The 25,878-nt window shown below is 35.6% G+C and carries 27 protein-coding genes; 18 read left to right on the plus strand and 9 right to left on the minus strand.

Annotated elements, in window-relative coordinates; all coding sequences use genetic code 11:
• Position 1: 1 nt before the first annotated feature.
• Both ABWU74_RS06685 and ABWU74_RS02140 read right to left on the minus strand, forming a co-directional pair.
• Positions 2-436 (minus strand): IS3 family transposase, encoded by a 435-nt coding sequence (locus tag ABWU74_RS06685; protein WP_144078574.1) that lies wholly within the window; start codon positions 434-436, stop codon positions 2-4.
• Positions 421-723, minus strand: a complete 303-nt coding sequence (locus ABWU74_RS02140) for a transposase (protein ID WP_209472831.1) — start codon at positions 721-723, stop codon at positions 421-423. Before ABWU74_RS02140 ends, ABWU74_RS06685 begins: the two co-directional genes overlap by 16 nt.
• A gap of 85 nt (positions 724-808) precedes the next feature.
• Here ABWU74_RS02140 and ABWU74_RS02145 point away from each other — a divergent pair, with 85 nt between their 5' ends.
• The 3 genes from ABWU74_RS02145 to ltrA all read left to right on the plus strand — a co-directional run bounded on the left by ABWU74_RS02145 (position 809) and on the right by ltrA (position 3,137).
• Positions 809-1,072 carry a hypothetical protein gene (locus ABWU74_RS02145; protein ID WP_010082214.1) on the plus strand — a complete coding sequence of 88 codons (264 nt, stop codon included), beginning with the start codon at positions 809-811 and terminating at the stop codon, positions 1,070-1,072.
• A gap of 660 nt (positions 1,073-1,732) precedes the next feature.
• Positions 1,733-1,861 (plus strand): hypothetical protein, encoded by a 129-nt coding sequence (locus ABWU74_RS02150; RefSeq protein ID WP_353289250.1) that lies wholly within the window; start codon positions 1,733-1,735, stop codon positions 1,859-1,861.
• Positions 1,824-3,137: a group II intron reverse transcriptase/maturase gene (ltrA, locus tag ABWU74_RS02155; RefSeq protein WP_006280268.1), complete on the plus strand. Its 1,314-nt coding sequence runs from the start codon at positions 1,824-1,826 to the stop codon at positions 3,135-3,137. The genes ABWU74_RS02150 and ltrA overlap by 38 nt, the downstream gene beginning before the upstream one ends.
• A gap of 361 nt (positions 3,138-3,498) precedes the next feature.
• Here ltrA and gatA read toward each other — a convergent pair whose 3' ends face one another.
• The gene (gatA, locus tag ABWU74_RS02160; RefSeq protein WP_010962643.1) at positions 3,499-4,968 is read right to left on the minus strand and encodes an Asp-tRNA(Asn)/Glu-tRNA(Gln) amidotransferase subunit GatA; all 1,470 of its coding nucleotides are present in this window, start codon (positions 4,966-4,968) and stop codon (positions 3,499-3,501) included.
• A gap of 389 nt (positions 4,969-5,357) precedes the next feature.
• Here gatA and mtaB point away from each other — a divergent pair, with 389 nt between their 5' ends.
• Entirely contained in the window at positions 5,358-6,584 is a 1,227-nt protein-coding gene (gene mtaB, locus ABWU74_RS02165) for a tRNA (N(6)-L-threonylcarbamoyladenosine(37)-C(2))-methylthiotransferase MtaB (RefSeq protein ID WP_341820273.1), read from the plus strand.
• Positions 6,585-6,650: 66 nt separating this feature from the next.
• Entirely contained in the window at positions 6,651-7,562 is a 912-nt protein-coding gene (locus ABWU74_RS02170; RefSeq protein ID WP_264329852.1) for a P44/Msp2 family outer membrane protein, read from the plus strand.
• A gap of 7 nt (positions 7,563-7,569) precedes the next feature.
• On the opposite strand, the gene ABWU74_RS02175 is transcribed toward ABWU74_RS02170, so the two are convergent.
• The 3 genes from ABWU74_RS02175 to ABWU74_RS02185 all read right to left on the minus strand — a co-directional run bounded on the left by ABWU74_RS02175 (position 7,570) and on the right by ABWU74_RS02185 (position 11,934).
• The gene (locus tag ABWU74_RS02175; protein ID WP_353289364.1) at positions 7,570-9,057 is read right to left on the minus strand and encodes a type II secretion system protein GspD; all 1,488 of its coding nucleotides are present in this window, start codon (positions 9,055-9,057) and stop codon (positions 7,570-7,572) included.
• A gap of 134 nt (positions 9,058-9,191) precedes the next feature.
• A complete protein-coding gene (locus tag ABWU74_RS02180; RefSeq protein WP_012673105.1) occupies positions 9,192-10,556 on the minus strand; it encodes an ankyrin repeat domain-containing protein in 1,365 nt (454 codons plus the stop codon).
• A gap of 703 nt (positions 10,557-11,259) precedes the next feature.
• On the minus strand, positions 11,260-11,934 hold the full coding sequence (locus ABWU74_RS02185) for a septal ring lytic transglycosylase RlpA family protein (RefSeq protein WP_209472799.1): 675 nt from the start codon (positions 11,932-11,934) through the stop codon (positions 11,260-11,262).
• Between the two features lie 26 nt (positions 11,935-11,960).
• Here ABWU74_RS02185 and murC point away from each other — a divergent pair, with 26 nt between their 5' ends.
• The 5 genes from murC (at position 11,961) to fumC (ending at position 17,533) form a co-directional block, all read left to right on the plus strand.
• Positions 11,961-13,457 (plus strand): UDP-N-acetylmuramate--L-alanine ligase, encoded by a 1,497-nt coding sequence (gene murC, locus ABWU74_RS02190; RefSeq protein ID WP_038250394.1) that lies wholly within the window; start codon positions 11,961-11,963, stop codon positions 13,455-13,457.
• A 4-nt stretch (positions 13,458-13,461) separates the two neighbouring features.
• Positions 13,462-14,736, plus strand: a complete 1,275-nt coding sequence (eno, locus tag ABWU74_RS02195; protein ID WP_010082238.1) for a phosphopyruvate hydratase — start codon at positions 13,462-13,464, stop codon at positions 14,734-14,736.
• A complete protein-coding gene (gene cgtA, locus ABWU74_RS02200; RefSeq protein WP_006280016.1) occupies positions 14,724-15,746 on the plus strand; it encodes an Obg family GTPase CgtA in 1,023 nt (340 codons plus the stop codon). Before eno ends, cgtA begins: the two co-directional genes overlap by 13 nt.
• Positions 15,747-15,779: 33 nt before the next feature.
• Complete coding sequence (locus ABWU74_RS02205; protein WP_156518039.1) at positions 15,780-15,917, plus strand: hypothetical protein; 138 nt, start codon at positions 15,780-15,782, stop codon at positions 15,915-15,917.
• 221 nt (positions 15,918-16,138) lie between these two features.
• Entirely contained in the window at positions 16,139-17,533 is a 1,395-nt protein-coding gene (fumC, locus tag ABWU74_RS02210; RefSeq protein WP_264706075.1) for a class II fumarate hydratase, read from the plus strand.
• Positions 17,534-17,726: 193 nt separating this feature from the next.
• On the opposite strand, the gene grxD is transcribed toward fumC, so the two are convergent.
• Entirely contained in the window at positions 17,727-18,050 is a 324-nt protein-coding gene (grxD, locus tag ABWU74_RS02215; protein WP_006280013.1) for a Grx4 family monothiol glutaredoxin, read from the minus strand.
• A 15-nt stretch (positions 18,051-18,065) separates the two neighbouring features.
• Entirely contained in the window at positions 18,066-18,284 is a 219-nt protein-coding gene (locus ABWU74_RS02220; RefSeq protein ID WP_006280012.1) for a BolA/IbaG family iron-sulfur metabolism protein, read from the minus strand.
• 266 nt (positions 18,285-18,550) lie between these two features.
• Between ABWU74_RS02220 and ABWU74_RS02225 the strand changes: the two genes are divergently transcribed.
• Entirely contained in the window at positions 18,551-19,321 is a 771-nt protein-coding gene (locus tag ABWU74_RS02225) for a P44/Msp2 family outer membrane protein (protein WP_317585890.1), read from the plus strand.
• Between the two features lie 14 nt (positions 19,322-19,335).
• Here ABWU74_RS02225 and ABWU74_RS02230 read toward each other — a convergent pair whose 3' ends face one another.
• A complete protein-coding gene (locus ABWU74_RS02230) occupies positions 19,336-20,658 on the minus strand; it encodes a malic enzyme-like NAD(P)-binding protein (protein WP_077188090.1) in 1,323 nt (440 codons plus the stop codon).
• Positions 20,659-20,792: 134 nt separating this feature from the next.
• Between ABWU74_RS02230 and pgsA the strand changes: the two genes are divergently transcribed.
• The 7 genes from pgsA to ABWU74_RS02265 all read left to right on the plus strand — a co-directional run bounded on the left by pgsA (position 20,793) and on the right by ABWU74_RS02265 (position 25,811).
• Positions 20,793-21,326, plus strand: a complete 534-nt coding sequence (pgsA, locus tag ABWU74_RS02235; RefSeq protein WP_010962629.1) for a CDP-diacylglycerol--glycerol-3-phosphate 3-phosphatidyltransferase — start codon at positions 20,793-20,795, stop codon at positions 21,324-21,326.
• 120 nt (positions 21,327-21,446) lie between these two features.
• Complete coding sequence (locus tag ABWU74_RS02240) at positions 21,447-21,587, plus strand: hypothetical protein (RefSeq protein WP_244662726.1); 141 nt, start codon at positions 21,447-21,449, stop codon at positions 21,585-21,587.
• A gap of 83 nt (positions 21,588-21,670) precedes the next feature.
• Positions 21,671-22,387 (plus strand): hypothetical protein, encoded by a 717-nt coding sequence (locus tag ABWU74_RS02245; RefSeq protein WP_353289365.1) that lies wholly within the window; start codon positions 21,671-21,673, stop codon positions 22,385-22,387.
• A 60-nt stretch (positions 22,388-22,447) separates the two neighbouring features.
• Complete coding sequence (locus tag ABWU74_RS02250) at positions 22,448-23,155, plus strand: outer membrane protein assembly factor BamD (RefSeq protein WP_209472811.1); 708 nt, start codon at positions 22,448-22,450, stop codon at positions 23,153-23,155.
• Between the two features lie 60 nt (positions 23,156-23,215).
• Positions 23,216-23,950: a YebC/PmpR family DNA-binding transcriptional regulator gene (locus ABWU74_RS02255; protein WP_209472813.1), complete on the plus strand. Its 735-nt coding sequence runs from the start codon at positions 23,216-23,218 to the stop codon at positions 23,948-23,950.
• Positions 23,951-23,953: 3 nt separating this feature from the next.
• Complete coding sequence (locus tag ABWU74_RS02260) at positions 23,954-24,892, plus strand: M23 family metallopeptidase (protein ID WP_353289442.1); 939 nt, start codon at positions 23,954-23,956, stop codon at positions 24,890-24,892.
• 7 nt (positions 24,893-24,899) lie between these two features.
• A complete protein-coding gene (locus ABWU74_RS02265; RefSeq protein WP_264706173.1) occupies positions 24,900-25,811 on the plus strand; it encodes an SPFH domain-containing protein in 912 nt (303 codons plus the stop codon).
• Positions 25,812-25,878: the final 67 nt, after the last annotated feature.

Genomic DNA, 25,878 nt, shown 5'->3' on the forward strand with positions numbered 1-25,878 from the left:
ACTACCATACGTGAGAATTATTGCTGCCAAATATAGCCATCCCTCCTTGGTTTTGATGTAAGTAATCCCATACTTTATTTGGTTGATCAACAATAAAGTTTTGATCTAGTATATTGGGAGCTACAGCTCTATTATCTGTTTGTTGTTTTTTAATTTTAAACTTTCTTCTCAGTATAGCCCTGATGTCATTTTTCTGCATAATACTTTGCACCGTTTTCAAATTGCAACTTTTACCCAAAGCCTTCAATTCAGCATGAATTTTAGGAGCTCCATATCTACATTTAGAAACTTGATATATTTTTTGAATAGCTTCGAGTAGCTCTTTATTTGCTGATTCTCTACTGCTTATTTTTCTTGTGGTCCACTTATAGTAGCCACTAGCAGAAAATCCTACATAATTCCTGTACTTTATAGCAGTTACTATATAAAAAAATATTTTACTCTTTTTGACTGGCCAGGGCTTTTTTTTAAATGTCTCTTTCCCTTGTTACTCTTGCTTTGTAAATCAAACCTCTCTTTGTCGTAAGGAGCCATGTTACCTCTACCTGGAAATGCATTTGCCGCTGACTTTTTTTCGTTATATTTCTTCATCCATTTTCCTAATAAACCACCCTTTATTCCTAAATCTCTTGCTATTTTTGTAATTGTTTGACCTGCCTTTCTTTGTTCATTTGCCAGTTTAACAGCTTCCAATTTGAATTCTGCCGTATATTCTCTTACCATTTCTAATCCTCCAAAATTTTATTTTACCCGAAAAAACTCTTTTCTTTCTCTCCACTTTTTCTGGGTAAGGTCAGTATGGGAAAAGGTGAAAGATGTACTAAAAAACCCAGAGATGATAAAAAAGGAATACCAACGTAGAGTATTAGAAAATAAAAATGATGAATCATCAGAGAAAAAGTTTGCAAGAAGAGAAAATCAAATAAAAGAAGGTATCGAAAAATTAATGGAAGATTATTATAGTCAAGAAAATGCAGGAGAGAAAGGATATATAAGCGAGGAAGAATTTAAACAGACAATGAGAAAAATGAAAGAACGCTTACAAGGGATAGAAGAAGAGAAAAAAAGGTAGTTGATCAGAAGGCAGTAGAAAAAGGAATAAGTCTTATTATAAATAGCATAAAGAATTTTTATTCTAGTGTAAAATCGAACCTGGAACAGCTAGATTGGCAAACTAAGCGCGGCATTATTAAAGCATTAATAGGACAAATTAACATTGGTTGTGATCAGGTAGAAGTAGGATTTCAGATCGAAGAACCAGCACAGGATGGGGGAATTCTTAATTTGTATCATTGTACTACACATCATAATAAGGGGGTTGGCAAAATGTGTGCGCCAAGAAGTGCGTAAGGAACAGTTGGTGAAAATCCAACACGGGTAAAGCTTAGCCGGCAACCTGGAACAAACCATTATGCTGCGTAAGGTAACGAGCGTAGTAAAGCTAATGGAATGGACAACATAGGGTGCAACGAAAGTGAAGGTATTGAGTCCCGTAATTCACGCGTCATGGGGGCTGACACTTTACATTTGGTGGAAGGCAACATGGGTAATAACGCTAAGGCAAGATATTACTCACCTCATCGGGATCGAAGGCCGCGTCATGTGTTGAGATGGACCTTACGTGAACTTGGGAGATCCTTTGTATTCCTGTAAGGGTACTCTGGAACAAGTCAATAAAGGCGAGGACTGGAGGAAGATGCAAAGGAAGTCGGACTAACTGATAGTACTCGGAGTGTGGGAAAGGCACATACAAGGGGAAGCGGTTAGCAATATAGTGACTGGTATAGGGATTGCTATACCAATACAACAGAGATTGGAGGAGTATGCAAGGAAAACTAAACCAGATAGCAGTAAGGGCTAAGCAAGATAAGCGAGTAAAATTTACATCATTAGTTCATTTGATTAATGAAGAGAATCTTGCAGAGTGTTATAAGGAACTAAAACGCAACAAGGCTTGTGGTATAGATCGTGTGACAGTGGAAGCTTATGGAGAAAATCTAGAAGAGAAACTTAAAACACTAGTGGATAGTATGAAGAGAAAACAATATCAACCGCTACCAGTGAAAAGGGTATACATACCCAAAGCCGGGAGCAAAGAGAAGCGCGGTCTCGGAATACCATCAACGGAAGATAAGTTGGTACAGGTAATGCTAAAGAAGATATTAGAAAATATTTATGAAGCAAACTTTATGGACAGCTCGTATGGATTTCGACCAGGAAGAAATTGTCATCAGGCGATAAACGCTCTAGATAAAGCAGTTATGCACAAACCAATTAACTATATTGTAGAAGTGGATATCAAGAAGTTCTTTGATAATGTTCAACATAAATGGCTAATGAATTGTCTAAGGGAACGAATAGCTGACCCAAATTTATTGTGGTTAATAAAACGATTTCTAAAGGCAGGAATAGTCGAAGTTGGATGTTATAAAGCAACCGATCAAGGCACACCACAAGGTGGTATAGTAAGCCCTGTATTAGCTAATATATACTTACACTATGTGCTGGACTTATGGTTTGAAAAGAAATTTAAGCCAAAAGCCAGAGGATATTTACAGCTAATAAGGTTTTGCGACGATTTTGTAGTTGGCTGCGAGAGGGAAGAAGACGCAAAAGAATTTCTAGAATTACTGAAACAAAGACTAAGTAAATTTGGGTTGGAAATAGCTGAAAATAAAACAAAAATAGTAAAGTTTGGTAAGAAAGAATGGTATCAAGCAGAAAGAGAGAAACGTAGGACGGCTAGCTTCAACTTTCTAGGATTTACACATTATTGTGGAAAAAGTCGTAATGGTAAACTTATGATGAAGCAGAAAACTTCAAAAATAAGCCTAGCCAGAAAGATTAAAGAAATCAAAGAATGGTTGAAGATGGTACGAAGTCGTATCTGTCTCAAAGATTGGTGGCAGAAACTTAAAGCCAAACTAACAGGACACTATAGCTACTTCGGAGTTAGCGGAAATTATCGGTGTTTGATTCAATTCTATCGACCGGTAACAAAGTTAGCATTTAAGTGGATAAACCGACGTAGTCAAAAGAAAAGTATGGATTGGGAACAATTTATACACTATTTAAAAGTAAATCCATTACCAAAACCAAAGGTATATGTTTCTTTATACACAGGAGCACTAGTGTGAACGCTGTATTGTGGAGCCGTGTGCGGGAAATCCGCAAGCACGGTTCTTTTGGGGAGACTATGGTTATGAGACCAAATCGCTGGTTTCAAGGTCATGAGTCTCTACCAGACGTCAAGCAAGTTTTTTCGTTTCTATAAATCTGGATTTCAGCGTTATGCGCTGGAATGACAACGTGAGGTAAATTTTTCAACATCCCAAAATTACAGAATTCAGTCTGTTTAATTAAGTGTGAACTGTTACACGAAAATTTTGTAAACAGATTAATATACCCTGTTTTTGCTATTCATCTAAAAATGGAACCATAGAGTACGTTGAGGAGCGTAAGCAAATTTTAATGCAAAAATTACTATCAAAAAATAGATTATGCAAGAGGTCTAATTATTCTGCCGCAATTTTGCTCTATCACACTTGCCACATTTAATATTCCAGCTTCATCATAATAATTTCCAATCACTTGCAAGGCAAGTGGTAAACCCTCATTGGAGAGCCCAACAGGAACAGAAATAGCAGGCAATCCTGCCAGACTTGCCGGCACAGTAAACACATCATTGATGCACATAATTAGCGGATCTGGCTTTTCATTTAAGCCAAAAGCTTCTGTTGGAGCAGATGGCACAAGTATGTAATCTATTTTTTCAAACGCTTTTATAAAATCATTTCTGATTAATGCCCTGATACACTGTGCTTTTTCGTAATATTCATTGTAATGACCTGAGGAAAGCGCATAAGCGCCAATTAAAATTCTTCTTTTCACCTCTTTACCGAAACCTTCTGCTCTTGTTAGTGAATACATTTCTTCAAGGGTATCAGCATCAACCCTGAACCCATAACGCACACCGTCATAACGAGCAAGATTGGATGAAGTTTCAGCAGAACAAATTAAATAATAGACTGGTATTGCATATTTAGTATGTGGCAGAGTAACGTCAACAACTTCAGCGCCATTTTCTTTTAAATAGGAAGCAACTTTCTCCCAATTATGGACTATTTCCTCTGAAATTCCATCCATCCTATATTCTTTTGGTATACCAATACGCTTACCCTTGACATCACCATTTATAAAGCTAGAAAATTTAGGCACTGGCTTTTCGCTTGATATTGAATCTTTTGTATCATAGCCACAGATTGCTTCCAGCATTAATGCTGAATCAGAGACAGAACGAGTAATGACTCCTGCTTGATCTAGAGAACTCGCAAATGCAATCATACCAAAACGCGAGCATCTTCCATAAGTTGGCTTTATTCCAACCACTCCACAATAAGCTGCTGGTTGGCGCACAGATCCACCGGTGTCACTCCCTAGTGCTCCAGCGCATAAAAATCCAGCCACCGATGCTGCAGATCCACCAGATGATCCACCAGGAACAACTTTTTCCCCATCACTTTTTCTAATCCACACATTTTCGACAGGGCCAAAATAGCTGTTTGTGTTCGCAGAACCCATAGCAAATTCATCCATATTAAGCTTACCGAGCATGGCTGCTCCACTTTTTAAAAGCAAGTCAGACACCGTAGATTCGTAAGTCGGAACGAAATTTTCCAGCATTTTTGAGCATGCTGTTGTTTTTATTCCTTTTGTACAGAATAGATCTTTGATGCCAACTGGTACACCCATGAGCGGCGAGATTAAATCATCCTTTTGCCTAGAGAAATGTTCATCTGCAGCTTTAGCAGCTTTCATTGCTATCTCTGGGGTTTTTGTTATAAATGCATTTAATTTCTCATTTTCAACCGCACTGATGTGCGCCTCTACGAGTTCAACGGCAGAAAAACTCTTTTTTTTGAGCCCGTCATGCATTTGTGTAATACTTAACTTTCTTAGTTCATTCATCAATATTTAATTTTTAGCAAGACGTTAATTATAACATGGCACGATAAAAAATCCATACATTTATAGTTACAGCTAGAAATGTAGCTAAGGTAACTTAGATTCACCGACAATCGTCATCCCGCTACTTGTTAGCGGCTAAGAGATACCGCAGCGGTATGACGTAGAAGCTATACTTTTATACTCACCAACTCAGTATCCAATCCGGATTGTATCTTAAAAAGGTCAAAAGACTATAATAAGCAAAGGAGTGATACTGTGTCTGAGTGAAAATCGTTGAGATCCCAGTGTCTGCTGCTTGCATAGCATTTATTTACAAAAAAATAGTCATGCAAGAGACTTTGCTTGGATATTTGATATAATTTAGGTCTATTAAAGCAAAAAATACTAACATGAATGAAGTGATAACATTTGGTTGTCGTCTAAATTTTTACGAGAGCGAGTTAATCAAAGAAGCATTAAAAAAAGCAAAGAGAGAAAATGTTGTTGTGGTGCATAGCTGTGCAGTGACAAACGAAGCAGAACGTCAGGTAAAGCAAAAGATACGTAAGATTTACAAAAATGATCCAAATAAAGAAATTATCGTAGTTGGTTGTGCTGTTCAGTTGGATCCAGAAGTTTACAGTAGCATTCCTGGTGTAAGTAAAGTGCTCGGTAATCAAGATAAGCTAAAAGCTGAAAATTACTTACTAAATGACGATAAAATCTTGGTCAGTGATAACCAAGTAGAACCTGTTCTAATTAATGGATTTGAAGATAAGTCAAGGGCATTTATTGAAATTCAAAATGGTTGTAATCATAGCTGCACATTTTGTTCAATTACTGAGGCAAGAGGGAATAATCGATCTGTGCCAATAAACAGTATTATAGAGCAAATCAGGATCTTTGTAGAAAATGGATATCAAGAAGTAGTGTTTACAGGGGTTGATATTACTGACTTTGGTACAGATTTGTTGGGTAAGCCATCACTTGGTTCAATGATTAGGAGAGTTTTAAAGGATATACCAGAGTTGAAGAGGCTAAGACTTTCCTCTATCGATGTTGCTGAAGTTGACGACGAATTAATGGATTTAATAGCTAATGAGTCAAGACTTATGCCTCATTTACATTTGAGTCTACAATCTGGTAATAATTTAATACTAAAGAGAATGAAGCGTCGTCACAACAGAGAACAAGTGATAGAATTTTGTCATAAAATGAAGAGCTTGAGGCCTAATATAGCATTTGGCGCTGATATTATTGCTGGATTTCCAACAGAAACTGATGAAATGTTTCAGGATACAGTTGATTTACTGAAAAAAACAAATATAGTTTACCTACATGCTTTTCCATATTCAGAGCGGAAAAATACACCTGCTGCACGAATGCCACAAGTACCAGAGAATGTGCGTAAAGAACGAGTAAAAAATTTAAGAGAAGTAAATAAAGAAATTATGAGCAGTTTTTGTCAATCCTTGATCAACACTAAGCAAAGTGTTCTGGTTGAGCAAAATAATGTCGGTAGAGCAGAAAATTTTGCATTAATAAAGCTTGAATCAAAAGCTCAAGCCAAGAGTATTGTGGAAGTTAATGTTAAAGGAGTGGAAAATAATTATCTAATTGGAAATATTTTTTCTTAATTTTTGTACATTGAAGAAATATACGATATAGTAATTATACTGTAAATGATAATTGTGAATTCATTTATGATAACTAGAATATCTATTACTTTATTTTTGATTTTCATTTCATGTGTCTATTTTTTTATTACTTATATTAGTAATGATACACACATTGAGCAAGTACAACCCTTAAAATTAGAAACAGACAATAATAAAAGTGTGATACGTTCTGAGGAGGTTACTGCAAAAGAAATACCAATAAAATATCAAGAACTTGAAAGTAGTCCACCTTCTGTTTTCCAAGTAGCTGATCAGAAAAATATGTGGTCACGTATTGCAGATCAAGCTGAGCCTACAAAAGAAAAATCAAAAAAACTTGATTTTTATGTTAGCGCTAACGGTGGTAAGGTATACCATGATAATTCAGAAATATTTGTAAAGGGTATAAAGGCAATAGGGGAGAGAGTCCTAACTTTAGTTGAAAGTCATTATGGTTTTATAATAAAAAATATAGTGGCAGATGAAATTAAAAGTATACAGCAATTTGATGGTAAAATTGATTTCCAGTGGTTTAGCAGCATGTCTTTAGGTTACTATGCTGGAGAAAATGGTAAAATTGATTTTGAAGCCGCGTATTCTATAGCCAATATTGAAGATAGTAATTCTCCTCCGGTATTTGATAAATCAGCAAGTATATTTGCGTTTTTGTTAAACTTCTATTATAATCCCAGCGTTCAGGATACACAATTTGCTCCGTACATCGGTCTTGGTATAGGACCAACAGTTTTTAGATTAAAAAGGATTAATGGGTCACCCCAAAATTCAATGCCACTGAATGTTCCTTGGTTTGCTTATCAAATAAAACTTGGTGTTGATTATTCAATAATCCCAGAAATCAAAACCTTTCTCGGCTATCGTTACTTTAGCGTTCCGATACCTGTTGCAGATGACATATCTACTCACAATATTGAAGTTGGTTTGATATTTAATTTTTAGTGATAATTTAATATATATATAAATTCTTATCTTTTCTATCTAACAAACCAAATGTTGGTACGATTGTTGCTTTTAAAAAAATGACAGTTTCTACTGTTCTAATATTATTCGCTAGCCTTTTTGATTTCTGATGCAATAAGCTTTGCTTATCTTCTCTATGTTCTATAAGCCCGCCGATTACCATAATTTCACCGCTCTTAATTTTTAACATAGAGTTCATTTCTCTGATTTCAACAATTGGAATGTCGCTATTTAATTTCATTTTACTCTGCTGTGCGACGTACTCTATATCTGGATCTTTAGTGTAGCCGTTAATTCTTGATAAAGTTGGATGTATATCCATGAATATTTCACTAGTATCAATGTTAATGCTTGGGTGGATTATTAGCACAACACCTATTGGGACGCTATTCATCTTGGTAATTAAGGTCTGATTAGAGTTTCTAGTATCTTTTTGTATATCGGAGGTAAAATAAATATGGTTTTTAGTAAATGAAATCATCGCTTGCTGATTATTTATAGCATGTACTCTGGGGCTTGAAATTACAGTTGAAGTGCCAAATTTGTCTAAATTTTTTACTAAATCTCCTAGATCATTTGCACCAAAGTTCATTGCTAGGTTAATAATGGAGTTATCTTGATTTATTATAGACTTAGTTCCATCTTGTAAGTCATTTAAGTTCATACCAGAAAGGTATTTGTCATCTAGCACAACTTCAACTATTTTTGCCTCTATCATTACTTGAGAAGACGCTAACTTCTTAACCTTATTAATATATTCTTCAACAGCTTTGTGGATATCTTTTCTAGCATTCAAAATAATAACACCAGCTTCTCTGTTGGATGAAAGGAATTCGCCATCATCCACCCCGTTAACATCCATTATTGCATTCAAGCCTTTTTCTAATGAATTCCATAAGTCACTACTGTATTGAGACTTCATAACATTGTTATAGTCCCTATCAACGTTACTTCCATCACTGTTAGTAATATTGTTATTAATGACGAAACTGCTTTGAGCAGAATGTTGAATATTGATGAAGTCTACGTAATAATTTTGTGCGTATGGCAAGTCCTGCTCAATTCTAATTACACCATTACTTGTTGAGTAACGCAGTTTGGCGCTATTTGCTATACTCTGAATTACTTCGTTTATATCCTTATCTTTTAGCTTTAAAATAATATTACCTGATATTTTTGGGTCCATATCCAAGTTAACGTCAGAAAGTTTTCCTATCTCAATCAGCAAATCCTTTACTGATACTTCTTCACTAACATTAATAGAAATAAGCTGATTACTGATTGTGAGATCGGGAAACTCTATTGGTAAAGGCATAATTTCTGGTATTGACGGTTCATTAATCTCCAAAGAGGTGTTATATTGTTGCAACGGATAATCGTGCTTATAATTGTCTATGTTAATAGGATATTGCTTGGTAGGTAGATGTGTGCAAGAAATAATGAAGAGGAGTATTAAGCATTTAAAAATAGCCATTAGAACAGCATACAAAATCTATACTAATAGATTTCTATAAAAATATTAAAAATGTATTTAATCTCATTTTCATCGAGCAGATAATTGTCGTGTATTAGCTTTGGCTATGTATTTTTTGTATACTCTTCTTGTACTTAAATGTAGACCAGCATAGCCCTAATTTTTTTATATATTGTACTTCTTTCTCTGTATTTAATAATAGGCTTGAAAATAAATGGTAAGCCTATAATTGTTAAGCTTAGAGCTAGGGTTGAAAGTATACAACAGGCTTTGTGTTTACTATGTAGCTCTTTCAGATAAAGCATCAAAAATCTACAAAATTTTTTGTAATTTTCTTCGATGTTTTTTTTGCTATGAGCCTTGCTAATGAACATATCTATTGCGGTATGACCGTTATTGCACTTAATGTTAAGGTCTGCACCTTTTTCTGTTAACAACTGAGCTATATCAAAATAATCCTTTTGAACAGCAAGATGTAGAGGTGCAAAACCTTGTTGCTCACAAATGTTCATATTGGCTCTAACTTCCAATAACATTTTCACAATTTGTGTATGGCCTTTTTTAACTGCGAGTAGCAAGGGAGTTCTGTTACATTTAGTAACAGCATTAACGTTTACCTTAAGCTTCAATAAGAGCTTAACTGTTTTAGTGTTACCATTATGGCTAGCTTTATGCAGCCTAGCGTTACCATTAAAATCTTGATCGTTTGCTTCTATTCCCTTTGAAACAAGAAATGTTACCATTTTTCTATTATTATGCTCAATAGCGCAATCTAACGCATCAAAACCATGGTTGTTTTTTGTGCAAAAAAACTCTTTAAGTTTAATTTTATCGTTACTTGCTTGCTGTTTTTTTGCAATAAGTTTTACTATTTGCATTTTGTTGTTATACGCTGCTAGGAAAAGCGTAGTGTTATTTTCTGCATCTTTGGCTTCTATATTTGCACCTTTCTTTATCAGATATTCTATAATTTCTGCTCTGCTGTCATAATGTGCGGTGCATTGATAAATGGTTAAAAACAAAGGAGTACGAAAATTGTTATCTTCACATTCGAGATTTGCTCCGCTATCAATTAAAATTTGGACGCTTTTTTTAGAACCGTATAGTGAAGCTATATGAAGAGGAGTATAGCCCTCTTTGGCATCTTTTTCATTAATTTTTGCGCCTTTTGTTATCAAAAAATCTATTAATTCCGTGTCATCTTGTAGTGCAGCAAGGTGCAGTGGAGTGAATCCATTTTTATCCTTGGAATTAATTGTCAGTTGGTTAACAAAAAGTTTAGCAACTTTCTTGTGTCCATGCATAATGGCGTAATGCAGAGGGTTTCTATTTTCGTTGTCTACGACATTGAAATCAGCTTCGTGCTCTAGTAATGACTTTACTCCAACTAAATCGCCTTCTTTTGTGAACTTATGCAAGAGAGTGATTCCACTTGCATCTTTTGAGTTAATATCAAATCCATTTTCTACTAATTGGTTTATATCTTCCTCACGCGCCATATCACTTAAATCTCTAATTAAACTCTTTTCGCGTTAATAATACTCCTACTTGATTAAGTTTAAATGAATCTGTGAGAAATGGCTAGTGCATTCTTGCATAACAAACTTTTGGCAGCGCATTGGATGAAACGAAAAACTTACTTGACAAACTCCGCCAGCCCTCCTATCATGAAACTGAAGCTATTTATTTATCTTCGCAATCTCTGCAGTGGATTAATGACAAAAAACTTAATGTATTTGGCGTAAATCATGCTTAATTTTTTGCACTATGTGCACCTCATGTCTTTATAAAACTTTTAGGTTTCTACCTATACAAGCCGAAACGCGCTTATAAAGTGTTTAAGACAGTAAAAGACGTCAAATAGACAAGGGAGAATTTGAATACTAGCTACCCTAGGGTTTCTTTGCCTTTTTTTATTTGGTAAATTTCTTAACATTTATAGCTAAACGACAACTGTCATTCCTGTAAAGGTCAAGTATCCCGCTACTTGTTAGCGGCTGAGATACCGCGAATGAATCGCGGTATGACGGTTAGCGGTGGCGTGACGATAAGCTCGTCATTCCGCTACGTGTTAGCGGCTAAGAGATATCGCGGTGGTATAGCTATAAATTGTTGATATCTTTTTTATATCACATTTTTAACTTACAATAGTTAGCCAGCGTTCCTTACATTAACCAAATCTTTCAAATTCTGCACTCACCACTACCTATAACTCACTTTCACGCAATATTGATCGTTCTTAAAAAGCAATCTAACATTTTTTATTCCTTGATTGCGAAGCTTTGATGCAGCTGATTTAGCAGCCTGAGCACTTTTAAAAAATGCAACATATCCCTTACTTTCTGCACTGTCTTGTTTCGGGTGACGTTTCTGCATTTCTTTTTCATATTGCTTTCTGTAATGAGGAGTATTTTGTATCAATTGTTCTGACATCTTTCTTAGGTATTGAACTTTTACTTTTGCAAGCCCAGATTTATGAAATCCTAAGACTTGAGCTGCTTTTTCTGATAAGTCTATTATTCTGCCTTCAATAAAAGGCCCTCTATCGTTAACCCTTGTAACAAGCTTTCTTCCATTTTCTAAATTAGTGACAAGAACAAAGCAGGGTAAGGGCAAAGTCTTATGCGCTGCAGAGATCAAGTGACGGTTAAACGCTTCACCATTTGCTGTAAGTGTGCCATGATCTTCTATTCCATACCACGATGCTATCCCTATCTCTTCATAGTGTTTACAGTTTTTTGGGTGATAAGTTATACCATTTATTGTGTAGCTGCTGCCAATTTTATAATGACCTGCAGTGCAGTTAAACCTGTTGCTAAAACTGCAGCTACTTATCAAAACAAATATTAGACATAGAAAGGTTAGGTTTTTTATCATTGTATTCGGTAAGAGGGTTCGATACTATGAGGATTTTAAATTATACTATAATAAATTTAGTAATGAGTAAACATCTACTGCTAAATATTAACAAAACTCAAAAAGGAATAATACATATTATTGGTATAGGTGGAATCGGAATGAGTGCCATTGCTGAAATTCTTCACAATTCCAATTGCAAAGTTCAAGGCAGTGATGCACAATCAAACGACAATATAAATAAGTTACAAAAGCTAGGTATAGAGGTTTTTATTGGTCACAATGCTAATAATATAAGCCAAGCTCAAATAGTTGTACATTCTTCTGCAATAGAATCTGATAATGTGGAGTTAATTGCGGCAAAAAATAACAATAAAACCGTTTTGCATAGATCAGACATACTTGCTGAAATTATGAAAGGTAAATATGTGATAGCGGTTTCAGGTTCAAGCGGAAAGACAACAACAACCGCTATGATTGCTTCCATTTTTGATCATTCTGGCATTGATGCGACTGTAACTGTAGGAGGGATATTAAATTCCTATAAGAGCAACTTCAAACTTGGAGGGAGTGACACTTTTCTGATCGAGGCTGATGAGTCTGATGGAACTATGCTAAAAATCCCTGCAAAGATTGCTGTCATAACAAGTATCAACAATGACCACATAGATTATTACGGCACATTTGATAATATCAAAAATGCATTTTCCCAATTCGTGAATAATGCAGGTTCTGCAGTTTTACCTGATTCTGTAGACATCGATTATGATGCGGGTAATTCTATAACGTTTGGGTTTGAGAATGGTAGCATAAGAGCCAGCAACATTAAACAGCATGCTAACAGCATAGAATTTGATGTGTTGAACAACTGGATTCCAGCATTACGTGCTGGAATGACAAAAGGAAAGTGTACAGAGATGTCATCCCAGTGCGTGACACTGGGATCCAGCCCTTTAAAAAACATAGTACTATCAAATGCAATTGGAATTCACAAAGTAAGCAACGCCCTAGCTGCAATATCAGTTGCGATAAAGCTCGGAATTAGCGATGCAGATATTAAAAAAGGCCTTTTGGAATTTCAAGGAGTAGCAAGAAGATTCTCTTTGATTGCCGATATTAAAGGTGTTAAGTTAATTGAGGATTATGCCCATCATCCAAATGAAATATATGCAACTTTAACGGCTGCACGTTCGATTACTAAAGGAAAAGTAATAGGAATTATCGAACCACTTCGTTTTGCCCGCATTCGTAATTTTTTTGATGAATTCATACGAATTTTCATGATGTTTGATTATGTCATCCTCACTCCTGTTCATCCCCCAGAAGACAAGCCTATTCCTGGTTGTGGGATTGATGATATACAAAAAGCTTTAATCAGTAATGGATTTAATAACACAAAAATTATGAATGATGCTTTGCTCATTTCACATTTTATTAGTGATTCGACAAGTCCAAGTGATATAGTATTATTTATTGGTGCTGGTAGTAATATAGCTAAATTGGCAAAGGAAACTGCAGCACTTATTGCGGAAGTTAAGGTTTAATGTAATGAATAAGATAATCAATAACGTATTTGCAAGAGAAATTTTAGATAGCAGGGGTTACCCCACTATTGAGGTAGAAATTGAGCTCTGTGATGGTGCAATAGGCAGGGCATCTGTACCTTCTGGAGCTTCAACCGGTAAATTAGAAGCCTTGGAACTCAGGGACCAAGATGAGAAAAGGTATTGTGGTAAGGGAGTGCTGAAAGCTGTTCAAGCTGTAAATGGGATAATAGCAGATGAAATCATTGGAATGAATGCAGCGGACCAAAATGCAATTGATAAAGCATTAATTGAACTGGATGGAACAAAAAACAAATCAAAACTTGGAGCAAATGCAACTTTGGGTGTGTCTCTTGCAGTTGCAAAAGCAGCAGCAAACAGTTTCAAAATGCCGCTATATAGATATTTGGGAGGAAAGCAGACGAGTGTTATGCCGGTTCCACTCATTAACATAATTAATGGTGGAGTACATGCAGACAATAAGCTCGATTTCCAAGAATTCATGATTCTTCCGGTCGGTGCTGAGACTTTCAGCGAAGCGATTAGAATATCTGCGGAGGTATTCCACAACTTACGTAGCATTCTTAAGAAAAAAGGTTATAGCACAAATGTAGGGGATGAAGGTGGTTTTGCACCAAATATTGAAAGTACTGAAGAAGCACTTGATTTGATCATATACGCTATAGAATCAGCAGGTTATTCAGCGCAAAGTGATTTTGCACTAGGCCTTGATGTTGCTTCATCTACTTTTTATGAAGATGGAATTTACAAATTTGAACATAGAGATCTTACTTCAGAAGAGTTGACTGAATATTATTGTAATCTTGTGGAAAGATATCCAATAATTTCTATAGAAGATGCAATGAGTGAAGACGACTATGAAGGTTGGAAATTACTTACTGCAAAATTGGGGAGTAAAATTCAATTGGTTGGGGATGATTTGTTTGTTACAAATTGTGAACTGATATGCAAAGGAATAGAGGAAAAAATGGCAAATGCTGTACTGATCAAGCCAAATCAAATAGGGACGTTAACAGAAACTTTTGCTGCTATTGAAATGGCAAAATCAAATGGCTATAAAGCTGTTGTTTCTCATCGCTCAGGTGAAACAGAAGACACAACAATATCTCATATAGCAGTTGCGTCAAATTGCGGGCAAATAAAAACCGGGTCGCTATCGCGTTCTGATAGACTCGCGAAGTATAACGAGCTAATCAGAATAGAAAGCGCATTAGGAAAGGATGCTAAATATTATCGTGGGTTAGCATGGGTTTTATAGACGAAGTAAAATTGTGTTTAAAAGCTGGTGACGGTGGTGATGGCTGTGCAAGTTTTCGTCGAGAAAAGTTCGTTGAATTTGGTGGTCCAAATGGTGGTAATGGAGGAAAGGGTGGAAACATAGTTTTCATCAGCGACGCTAATCTCAACACTTTGCTTCATTTTCGTTATAGAAGACACATTAAAGCAGATAGTGGAAAAAATGGTGCAGGAAGGGATAGATCTGGCACAGCAGGGAAAGACGTTATACTTAAAGTTCCAGTCGGTGCACAAATAATTGATGAAGAAAGTGAAGAGATAATAGTAGACCTTGACAAGCCTGGTATGGAATTTCAAGTAGCACAGGGTGGAAAAGGTGGACTTGGAAATACTAATTTTAAATCTTCTACTAATAAGGCACCAAGACATTTTACTTACGGTCAGCCTGGCGAAGAAAAACATGTATTATTAAAACTAAAAGTTTTATCAGATGTTGGAATTATTGGCATGCCAAACGCAGGTAAATCAAAATTTTTGACTCGCTGCTCAAATTCCGATACAAAAGTAGGCGATTATCCATTTACCACCGTAAGACCTCATTTAGGCATGGTAAAAGTGGATGATAGCGAAGTTGTAATAGCAGATATTCCTGGAATAATTACTGATGCTCACCTTGGAGTTGGGCTCGGGCATAAATTTTTAAAGCACATAGAAAGGTGTCAAATTTTACTTCATTTAATCGATGTAACTCACGATGACGTTGTTTCGGCTTATAGTTGTATCCATAATGAATTGGAACTTTACAATAGTGATCTTGTTGAAAAAGAAGAGATTGTAGTATTAAACAAATGCGACTTATTGAGGGAAGCAGAAATTCTGGAAAAGAAGAATCACCTAGCTAATTATCTCAATAAAGAAGTGCTGTGCTTATCAATTAATGGTGATTTACAACCTATTTTAAGATTATTAAGTGAAAAATTGAAAAAGAGTAATTCTAAGGAAATCGATGTATATGATCCTTTTAAAGCGTAAATTTTCTATTTATGGATGTACAAGAATGGTAGCGTGCAACCAGAACTAAGCGTACAGCTGTGCAAACATCGTGATTTGAGTCCACCAGAAGGGTGTCATCCCAGTGCCCAGACACTGGGATCCAGGAATTTTATTAAGTTGGTAAGCATAAAAGTAGCCGTTTTATGTTAAAATACAACGTTTTGATGATTATGAAAAGGCTGGATTCCAGACTGGAATGACACCATCATAAAGTGAATCAGTGTCAGCTACTTGCATCTACCATGCAAGTTAACTGAAAATTGCAATGTTCGTACACTTGACTACTTGGATCTAGTATGATTTAATTAACCAAGAAGTAGGCATGAAAAAATTATGTAGTGAACCAGTTTGCATAACACCAGGAGGAAAATATGGATAGAAAGACGAGAATAGAATCAGACAGCTTAGGGGAAGTAAAAGTACCAAGTGAACATTACTGGGGAGCACAGACTCAGCGTTCTTTAGAAAATTTTAAGATTGGCACAGAAAAAATGCCAGAGCCTCTGATTAAAGCATTAGCAATAGTAAAACTTGCAGCAGCGCGTGTTAATATGAAACATGGTGTTATAGATGATAGGGTAGGGGACGCAATTTGCACAGCCGCGAGGGAAGTAATAGATGGCAAATTTAATAATGAATTTCCGCTTGTTGTTTGGCAAACCGGATCCGGAACGCAGACTAATATGAATATGAATGAAGTGATCAGCAATCGTGCAATAGAGATTTTAGGTGGTAATTTGGGTAGTAAATCTCCAATACATCCAAATGATCATGTGAATTATGGTCAGTCGTCAAATGACACCTTTCCAACAGCAATGCATATAGCAGCAGCAGAGCAAATAAACTGCTTGCTTATTCCAAATCTTGAAAAATTGCATAAGGTGCTGGATAATAAGGTTCAGGAATTTAAAGATATAATAAAAGTAGGACGTACTCATCTGCAAGATGCAACGCCCCTAACACTAGGACAGGAGTTCTCTGGCTATGCAGTCCAGATTAAAAAGGGGATAGAGAGAGTAAAATCAACTTTAAGTGGTATATACGAGCTTGCACAAGGTGGCACTGCGGTTGGCACGGGACTCAATACTAAAAAGGGTTTTGCTGAAGATTTTGCAAAGCAAGTTGCAGGAATTACTAACCTTCCATTTACTTCAGCAGGCAATAAATTTGAAGCGCTAGCAGCAAATGATGCTTTAGTTGAGCTCAGTGGAACACTCAATACAGTAGCAGTCAGTTTAATGAAAATTGCAAATGATATAAGGTTGCTTGGTTCTGGTCCAAGATGCGGAATTGGGGAAATAATGTTACCGGAAAATGAGCCTGGTTCTTCAATTATGCCAGGTAAAGTGAATCCGACTCAGTGTGAAGCGGTGACTATGGTATGCACTCAAGTTATGGGAAATCATGTTGCTGTAACCATTAGTGGTTCAAACGGTCATTTTGAATTGAATGTGTTTAAGCCAGTGATAATTTACAATGTTTTGCAGTCTATAAGACTTTTAGCTGATGCAAGTTTAAATTTTACAGAAAAATGTGTAATTGGTATTAAAGCAAATGAAGAGAGGATAAAAGATTTACTGAATCAGTCGTTGATGTTGGTCACTATATTAAATACGCATATAGGGTACGACAATGCAGCAAAAATAGCGAAGCTTGCTTATAAAGAAAATATCACTCTAAAAGAAGCAGCAGCAAAACTTCAACTGCTCACTGAGGAAGAGTTTGAAAGGATAGTGAAACCAGAAGAAATGGTAAATTATTTGTAACCGCTCACACTTAATTCTTCAATCTCACTAATAGAAAGGCCAGTAAACTTGACAATAGTGTTAACATCAACATTATTATCTTGCTTTGTCTACCTTATTTGCCGCTCCCCTGAACGGATACGGTTTAAGACATAAGATCCTTTTTCATAGCTATACTACGTTATCCAGCGTCTGGGCACTGGTTTCTTGGTACTTATTCCGCAATAATTTTTTTTTCCTTCAATAAACTTTGCAGTTCGCCTTTTTCGTACATCTCGCGAGTGATGTCGCAACCACCAATAAACTCTTCCTTTATATATAATTGTGGAATTGTTGGCCAATCAGAAAACTTTTTTATAGATTCACGTATTTCATCATTCTCCAACACGTTAATATACTTAAACTTCACGTTCAATTTTTTTAGGATTGACACGACGAGTCCAGAGAATCCGCATTGAGGAAAATCAGAAGTGCCTTTCATATACAATACCACATCATTTTCTGTTATATCTTTTTTTATTTGTTCAAAATTGCTCATAAATTCACCTTATTTTTAAGTATTAGTTTCCAGTTGCAAGGCGTGTATAGACTGACCTTCCAGAGCTTTATATACCATTTTATGCTGTTCTATTTTTGTCTTTCCAAGAAAACACTTGGAGTTTATTTTTAAATGATAATGGTCATCATCTCCAGCAAGATCATGAATCTTTATATCAGCGTCGGGGAACGATTGTTTGATGATCCTCTCTAATTCGTGAATTGCAATAGTCATTGATTTGCTTTAAATTACAATACTTTCATTATAAATCTAAAACGATTGAGCGCAATAAAAAGTTGCTATCATAAAAAATAGAAGCATACTATAATAATGGAATGACAAATTATGCAGGGAGGCTTTGTGGTGGGCGAAAGATTTAAATTCACATATCTATTGGTTTTGCTAACTTTTCATTTAGGTGCTTATCTTACGATGATAAAATAAATAACTTAGAGAATGTTTACATCAAAGCTAACTATTTTGGAGCATTCTTCAATGCAATAGGTTCTCTAGAAGGAAAAGAAGATGCAGGTGACAATATAACAGAGGGGGTTTTTAGTTTTAATAAGAAGGAGCGAATTGAAGCTGGATACAGTCCTAAATATGTTCCAGGGTTTGCCGGTAGTGCTGCAATAGGGTATTTATTCAAAAATATGAGAGTTGAGTTTGAAGGCTTATATTCTCAGACTAACTTATATGATGAAGATTATTCAGATAAGAAAAAAGCAAGATATATTGAACTTCGTCGTCACAATGATGCGTCTACTGGAGCGGAATGCAATTCACCTTGGAGAAGTGGAAAGGTTGATATTCACATTCAAGAAAATTGTAGTGTTGAAGCAGAGTTCAGAGCTGCATTTAAGATGAAAAATGAAGGTTTTAATAACTTAGCTGGAATGGTCAATGTATATCGTGATTTTAATATAGCAAAAATGCCATTCACCCCATATGTTGGTATTGGTGCAGGTGTAACTAGGGTTAAATTTCTAGGAAAAACCAGATATGCCTTGGCTTACCAAGCAAAACTTGGTATCAATCACCAACTTACAGCACAAACTCAAGCATTTGCTGGTTTACGCTATTTTGGTATCCTTGATAACCAATTTAAAGATATTGTACCAGGAATAAAGATACTAGCTGGTGAAGGATATATTCCTGCCGGTGGAGGAAGTAAAGTTGATGAAACTGCACGTGTTGAATCAACAACTGCAACCATTACCAATAGGTTTGGCATATATGGCTTAGAGTTTGGGTTGGTTTATCACTTTTAACTTTATCCAATAAATTACATATGTGAAGATAGTAAATTCAGCGTGCTGAGAACATTAGAAAGACGAGATTTTAATTGATTTTCATATTTACTCCAATCTTGTATTGCCTTTCTTGCAACACCTGAATCAACTGCGGCTTTTGCAACAGCAGGAGCTACTATAGAAATTAATCTTGGGTCAAATGGAGTAGGTATTATATATTCACGTCCATAGCCCATTTTACGACCGCCATAGACTGCAGATATCTCACCTGGTACTGGCTCACGGGCAAGCTTTGCTATTGCATCTGCAGCTGCAATTTTCATTTCATCATTTATTGTTGTTGCATGTACATCAAGTGCCCCTCTAAATATATAAGGAAAACCCATTACGTTGTTGACTTGGTTGTTGTAATCTGACCTACCAGTTGCAATTATTGCATCTGGCCTCACAGATTTTGCAAACTCAGGCCTTACTTCTGGATCGGGATTGGCAAGAGCAAAAATAATCGGGTCTTTGCCCATACTCTTTAACATCTCTTCATTTAACACATCTTTTGCAGATAGTCCGATGAATACATCAGCGCCTTTTATTGTATCAAGTAGAGAACGTTCGGAAGTATCAATTGCATACTTTTCCTTCCACTCATTCATATCCTCGTTTCTACCTTTGTATATTACTCCTTGCTTATCACACAGCACTATATTTTTAGCGCCCATGGACTTTAGTATTTCTAAACATGCAATACCGGCTGCTCCAGCACCATTCATAATGATCTTAACGTCCTCTAATTTCTTTTCAACAATATCAAGAGCATTTTCTATGCCAGCTGCAACAACCACCGCAGTTCCATGCTGGTCATCATGGAACACTGGAATATCCATCAGTTCATTCAGGCGTTTCTCTATTATAAAACAATCGGGAGATCTTATATCTTCTAAATTTATCCCCCCCCAACTTGGCCCAAGATACCTTACTGCATTGATGAAATCTTCTATATTTTCTGTACCAACTTCTATATCAACTGCATCAATATCAGCAAAACGCTTAAATAAAACAGCTTTGCCTTCCATGACAGGTTTTGCAGCAAGAGGACCGATATTACCAAGTCCAAGCACTGCAGTGCCATTTGAAATGACAGCAACACAGTTGCTTTTTGCTGTATAATCATAAACAACCTCAGGATTTTTAGCTATTTCAAGGCACGGAGCTGCAACACCAGGGGAATAAGCAAGTGACAAATCATACTGGGTAGATAAAGGTTTTGTTGGCATGATTGAAATTTTACCAGGGTTACCACCTCTGCTGTGATACTTAAGCGCTTCTTGTTTTGTGGTACTATCTAAATCATCGTTCATCATTACATCCTTATATTTTAAGCTTGTATTTTTTAAGTATATGGAGTTTTTATAAATGTTCAATTGTAAATTATTAACTTGTGAACTCTGTTGTACTTCTGTATAAGTTTACCTATTACGTAAGATGATATTACATGCTTAAAAAAAACGTGCCTAATTTGCTTACAATTTCTCGTGCACTTGCAATACCAGCAATAATATTAAGTTTTTATATAGAAAATAAATATGCAGGCCTGATAACAATATCAATCTTTGTGTTTGCGTGCATTACGGATTTTTTTGATGGTTACCTGGCGCGTGCGTGGAAAGTCCAATCAAAGTTTGGCAAGCTATTTGATCCAATTGCTGACAAATTAATAGTGGTTTCAACGATAATTATGCTAGTTTATAAGCATAAGATAAATGATTTTACAATAGTACCATCGATTATCATCATCTGTCGGGAGATATTAGTCTCGGGTTTACGGGAGTTTCTGATAGCTACAAATGTTAGTCTACCTGTAAGCAAAGCTGGAAAAATTAAAACATTTTTGCAGATGGTTGCTGTAGTAGCGCTAATAATGAACGATTATTATATGATTCAATATACAGGTGCGATTTGTTTATGGGTTGCAGCTATTATAACTATGTGGTCAGGCTATAATTATATCCTAGCCGGCATCAAATAGATTGATTAAATCTCCTAGGAAATAGTTAATAGACAAGAGTAGTTAATATCTTAGTGATATTGACTCAGAAAGCAAAAAGGTGTATAATTGTATTAACTTACTACTAATTAGGTTAATATTATGAAAATACCTAGTGGCAAATTTTCTTCTACTAAAAAGGTTCCAGGAAAGAATAAGAAAAAAAGAGATTTTGAACCATTAGAAGAGTTTTTTGGGATTTTTGGCCAACAGTTGATAAAGAAGTCAAAAGAGAAAGGCTAGAACAAGAACTATTAGCACTAAAAAAAAGAGAGCTATATAGAAAATGTGCATCATTGGCAACAATGGTCCCATTTACATTGCTGATGGCGATTGAACTGGAAAAAACATATAGCGATCAGGTATTACTTGGCGTGATAAGTGGCGCGCTAAGCCACACTATATTACCTTTTACAGTCTTATCTCTTATTTGTACGCTATATTTAATTTACAATAATAGGAAGATAGCACAAAAAGAACGAGAGTTGGAGATTATTGAAAATGGAGAGGAAGTAAAGGAAAAAGAGCACAATATTTCTGATATAGGTCAGTGTTTGATCTATATTGAGGCTATAACAACTGCACTGGTTATTGTAGGTATGATAATGGGTGAAACATCTTCACTTGAAGCAGCAGAGGATGCAATTTTATTTCTTGCCAATGCAATTGCTTTTCTTGCAACTCTTGTTTCTTATATTGATAAGCATGAAAAAAATAAGAAAAAGGAAACAGAAAAGTCTGATCTTGATGAGAAATCTAGCAAGAAAACTAGCAATATATCTGTAGCCGGATTGGCGCTTGCTGGTTCTTCTGTATTTTTAATAAGAAGGATAATGTTAATAGCATTAGCATCGTCCTTAAATCCTGCTGTTGGACCTACTTTAGGCTTGGTAGGTATTGCAATTTTTATGGCTGTACAGGTCTTAACTATACATTCCTACAGTAAGACGCTGAAAGATCCAAAAGTGGAAGGACGAGGTGAATCAAGAAATGCAGGTAGTTCTGACCGTAGTTATAAAGAAGAAGGACCGGCTGTTGCCTAAGAAATTTATTTATTTAAGTAATATTTAGGTCTATACTTTATTTTGATCGAAAAAAATCTTATGTATAAGACTTTAATCACGTGCTTTATTTTCCTAATTTGCTCCTTTACACAATCGTATGCGGATGATCTTGAAAAAACTGAAACTGAACTATATGAAGAAGCAGTTGAACTTTTTGACCAGAAAAAATATAAACAAGCTATTAGGGCATTTCATAAGATAGAGGATTTGTATCCTTTTTCTTATTGGGCAATGAAAGCAAAATTATTATCTGGGGTCTCTCACTATAATATGGGTAACTATAGCAGTGCTACAAGTGATATGGATGATTATATATATGTTTATTCAAATGGTGAAGATTTACCATATGTATACTACTTAAGAGTATTATCTTATTACATGCAAATTAATAAAGTGCAACTTGGACAGCAAACTGCATATAAAACTTTAGAGCTAGCCACTGAGTACATTAATCTCTTTCCAGGCAGCGAATATGTAGACGAGATAAAGGAAAGAGCAAAATTAATCACAGAACATATATCAACAAAAGAGTATTCTATCGGTAAATTTTACCTGAGGCGTGGTGAATATTTAGCAGCAATTAAGCGTTTCCAGAATATGGCAAGCTATAAGGATTCTAAATATTTTTCTAAATCTATTAACTATTTAATAGCAGCCCATTCAGCTATTGGCCTTGACTTAGAAGCTGAGCAGTATGAAAGTATGTTATTAGCAGAAAACCTGCAAGATGCCAAGCCGGAGGCTTGAAAATTTGCTTTAGCTTTTTCTATGCTTTTATATATAATTTAGATTTTTAACTATTTGAATATGGCTGGTCATTCACAATTTTCAAATATAAAACACCGGAAAGGTGCTCAGGATGCAAAGCGCTCTCAAAAATTTACGAAGCTGATTAGAGAAATAGCAGTTGCTGCAAAGCAAGGGCTACCCGAACTCAACCCGCGCCTTCGCTCTGCTATATTTGCTGCACGCAAGGAAAATCTACCAAAAGATAAAATAGAAACAGCAATAAAAAATGCAACTGGTAACGTTGCTGGAGAAAATTACGAGGAAATACAATATGAAGGTCATGGGCCTTCTGGTACTGCACTCATTGTCCATGCCTTGACTAATAACCGCAACCGTACTGCTTCTGAGGTACGTTATATCTTTTCTCGTAAAGGTGGAAATTTAGGAGAAACAGGAAGTGTTAGTTACCTTTTCGATCATGTAGGCTTAATCGTCTATAAAGCAGAGGGTGTGAATTTTGATGATTTATTCAGTCATGGAATCGAATTAGAAGTATTGAATGTTGAGGAAAATGACAAAGAAGGATTACACGTTATAACTTGTGAAATAAAAGATTTTGGTAAAGTACGCGATGCCTTTTATGCAAAATTCGGAGAACCAGAACTTGCTCGTCTTTCATGGCAGCCAAAAGATCTGATTGAAATTAGCGATAAAGAGTTGATTGATAAATTATCTGCATTGGTTGAAGAATTAGAAGATAATGATGATGTACAGTATGTGGAAGGTAATTTTACTTTTGTTGATGCTGTTTAAATGATGAAGCTGATTGTATTTATGCTGCTCTTTATCTTACCGTTATATACCGCTGAAACATCAACAGATCTTGCACAGCCATTCCAGCATGGAATCAGAAAAAAAAAAGCTACTTTGACGACAGAAAGTGATAGAAAGTTGTTATTCATATCCAGTACCATAAAATCTTCCTTTTTTGCCACGGAAGGGTTGGCGCCAAATACAGTGGTGAAATTGATCAACATATATAAAGATTTCGGTGTTGATTTTAAAAAAGACATTGTGCCGAAGAGTAAATTGGAGGTTCTTTTTGAGAGATTGCCTAATAATCAGAAGACTGAAGAAAAAATTTTATATACTTCACTGACAATAAACAAGAAAGCTATTAGTTTATATCATTATAAATCGCAAGACGGCAAAGAAAGGTATTTTAATAAAGAAGGAATAAGCTTAAAAAATGGCGAAATTTTTGCAAATCCTTTAAATGGAGATTATCGCATATCCTCAAAATTTGGCAATAGAAAGCATCCTGTTCGCGGTAAAATTGCTTTTCACAAAGGAGTGGATTATGCAGCTAAACTTGGCACTCCCATATACGCTGCTGCAGAGGGTGTGATAGAATATATAGGAAAGAATGGTGGCTATGGAAATTACATCAAAATAAAACACAAAAATGAATATTCAACCTGTTACGCGCATATAAGTAGATTTAGTGGCGATATAAAGTTAGGCTCTAAAGTAAAGCAGGGGCAGATCATCGCTTATGTTGGTAGCACTGGTGTTGCAACAGGACCCCATTTACATTACGAAGTTATATATAATGGCAAACACATTGATCCGCTTACGATAGCACATAAAACTAAAGTAAAATTGCCTGATCATGAATTAAGAGAGTTTAAACTATTTGTAAATAAGATAAATAAAACGATCAACAGAGAGGGTTCAAGTGAAAAAGAAGTTTAAAGACAATATGGATAAGAATACGATAAACGATAGAAATTTGAGTCAAATTCGGTTTTTTCCTGCATTAATACTAGCGGTAATACTAATGGCAATACCGTTATCACTACTTGCGATGTATGATACTCTGGCTTTAATACACAATAGCCTGGTTTCAATGGATGGTACTGCTTTAGTATTAATAATCCCATTTGTGATCCTATTCGTGATCCTATTCATAATTTTACCTACAGGGTTTTTTATCAATCATCCTAATGAAGCAAGAGTGATAGAATTTTTTGGTCATTATATTGGAACTTATTTTAAACCAGGAATGTTTATCACAATCCCATTTACAAACAAACATGTCATTTCTCTAAAATTTCAAAATATCAACACAGAAAAAATAAAAGTGAATGATGCAAATGGAAGTCCAATAGAGATTTCTGCAGTAATTGTTTGGAGAGTGAGCAGTCCTGCAAAGGCGTATTATAATGTTAACAACTATCACGAATTTGTTTTTGTACAAAGTGACTCGGTAATTAGAGAATTGGCGAGCAATTATCCGTATGATAGCGAAAGCGATGAGGAGTCTTTACGTAAAAATTCTGATAAAATTTCAGATGAATTGCGGTCAATGTTACAACAAAGATTAGATATTGCAGGAATTGAGATTACAGAAGCAAGAATATCGCATTTGGCGTATTCGTCCGAGATTGCACAAGCAATGTTAAGGCGTCAACAAGCACATGCTATCACTTCGGCAAGAAGGCATATAGTGCAAAATGCAATAGGAATTGTCGAGGAAGTAATAGCTCATTTTGAAAAAAACAAAAGCTTACAATTAGATGGCAAGCAAAAGGTTCAATTGATAAATAATTTGTTGGTTGCCCTAATCTCTGAGCAAGATGCACAACCGACGATTAGTTTAGATAATAATTAGCATAGAAGCCGATTGGGTTTCATAAATGCAAGTCACTATTAATTTCTTGATTAATAGACTAAATGAT

It is taken from the genome of Wolbachia endosymbiont (group A) of Paraperithous gnathaulax (assembly GCF_964028485.1).
Classification (GTDB): Bacteria; Pseudomonadota; Alphaproteobacteria; order Rickettsiales; family Anaplasmataceae; genus Wolbachia; species Wolbachia pipientis.

Coding starts and splice junctions, on each gene's coding strand:
- fumC (WP_264706075.1), top strand. CDS start 16,139: ATGGATAGAAAGACGAGAATAGAATCAGACAGCTTAGGGGAAGTAAAA.
- ABWU74_RS02180 (WP_012673105.1), bottom strand. CDS start 10,556: ATGGCGCGTGAGGAAGATATAAACCAATTAGTAGAAAATGGATTTGAT.
- mtaB (WP_341820273.1), top strand. CDS start 5,358: ATGAATGAAGTGATAACATTTGGTTGTCGTCTAAATTTTTACGAGAGC.
- ABWU74_RS02230 (WP_077188090.1), bottom strand. CDS start 20,658: ATGAACGATGATTTAGATAGTACCACAAAACAAGAAGCGCTTAAGTAT.
- ABWU74_RS02240 (WP_244662726.1), top strand. CDS start 21,447: ATGAAAATACCTAGTGGCAAATTTTCTTCTACTAAAAAGGTTCCAGGA.
- ltrA (WP_006280268.1), top strand. CDS start 1,824: ATGCAAGGAAAACTAAACCAGATAGCAGTAAGGGCTAAGCAAGATAAG.
- gatA (WP_010962643.1), bottom strand. CDS start 4,968: ATGAATGAACTAAGAAAGTTAAGTATTACACAAATGCATGACGGGCTC.
- grxD (WP_006280013.1), bottom strand. CDS start 18,050: ATGAGCAATTTTGAACAAATAAAAAAAGATATAACAGAAAATGATGTG.
- ABWU74_RS02255 (WP_209472813.1), top strand. CDS start 23,216: ATGGCTGGTCATTCACAATTTTCAAATATAAAACACCGGAAAGGTGCT.
- ABWU74_RS02260 (WP_353289442.1), top strand. CDS start 23,954: ATGAAGCTGATTGTATTTATGCTGCTCTTTATCTTACCGTTATATACC.
- murC (WP_038250394.1), top strand. CDS start 11,961: ATGAGGATTTTAAATTATACTATAATAAATTTAGTAATGAGTAAACAT.
- ABWU74_RS02265 (WP_264706173.1), top strand. CDS start 24,900: ATGGATAAGAATACGATAAACGATAGAAATTTGAGTCAAATTCGGTTT.
- ABWU74_RS02245 (WP_353289365.1), top strand. CDS start 21,671: ATGGCGATTGAACTGGAAAAAACATATAGCGATCAGGTATTACTTGGC.
- ABWU74_RS02185 (WP_209472799.1), bottom strand. CDS start 11,934: ATGATAAAAAACCTAACCTTTCTATGTCTAATATTTGTTTTGATAAGT.
- ABWU74_RS02175 (WP_353289364.1), bottom strand. CDS start 9,057: ATGGCTATTTTTAAATGCTTAATACTCCTCTTCATTATTTCTTGCACA.
- ABWU74_RS02220 (WP_006280012.1), bottom strand. CDS start 18,284: ATGACTATTGCAATTCACGAATTAGAGAGGATCATCAAACAATCGTTC.
- ABWU74_RS02170 (WP_264329852.1), top strand. CDS start 6,651: ATGATAACTAGAATATCTATTACTTTATTTTTGATTTTCATTTCATGT.
- ABWU74_RS02250 (WP_209472811.1), top strand. CDS start 22,448: ATGTATAAGACTTTAATCACGTGCTTTATTTTCCTAATTTGCTCCTTT.
- cgtA (WP_006280016.1), top strand. CDS start 14,724: ATGGGTTTTATAGACGAAGTAAAATTGTGTTTAAAAGCTGGTGACGGT.
- ABWU74_RS02140 (WP_209472831.1), bottom strand. CDS start 723: ATGGTAAGAGAATATACGGCAGAATTCAAATTGGAAGCTGTTAAACTG.
- eno (WP_010082238.1), top strand. CDS start 13,462: ATGAATAAGATAATCAATAACGTATTTGCAAGAGAAATTTTAGATAGC.
- pgsA (WP_010962629.1), top strand. CDS start 20,793: ATGCTTAAAAAAAACGTGCCTAATTTGCTTACAATTTCTCGTGCACTT.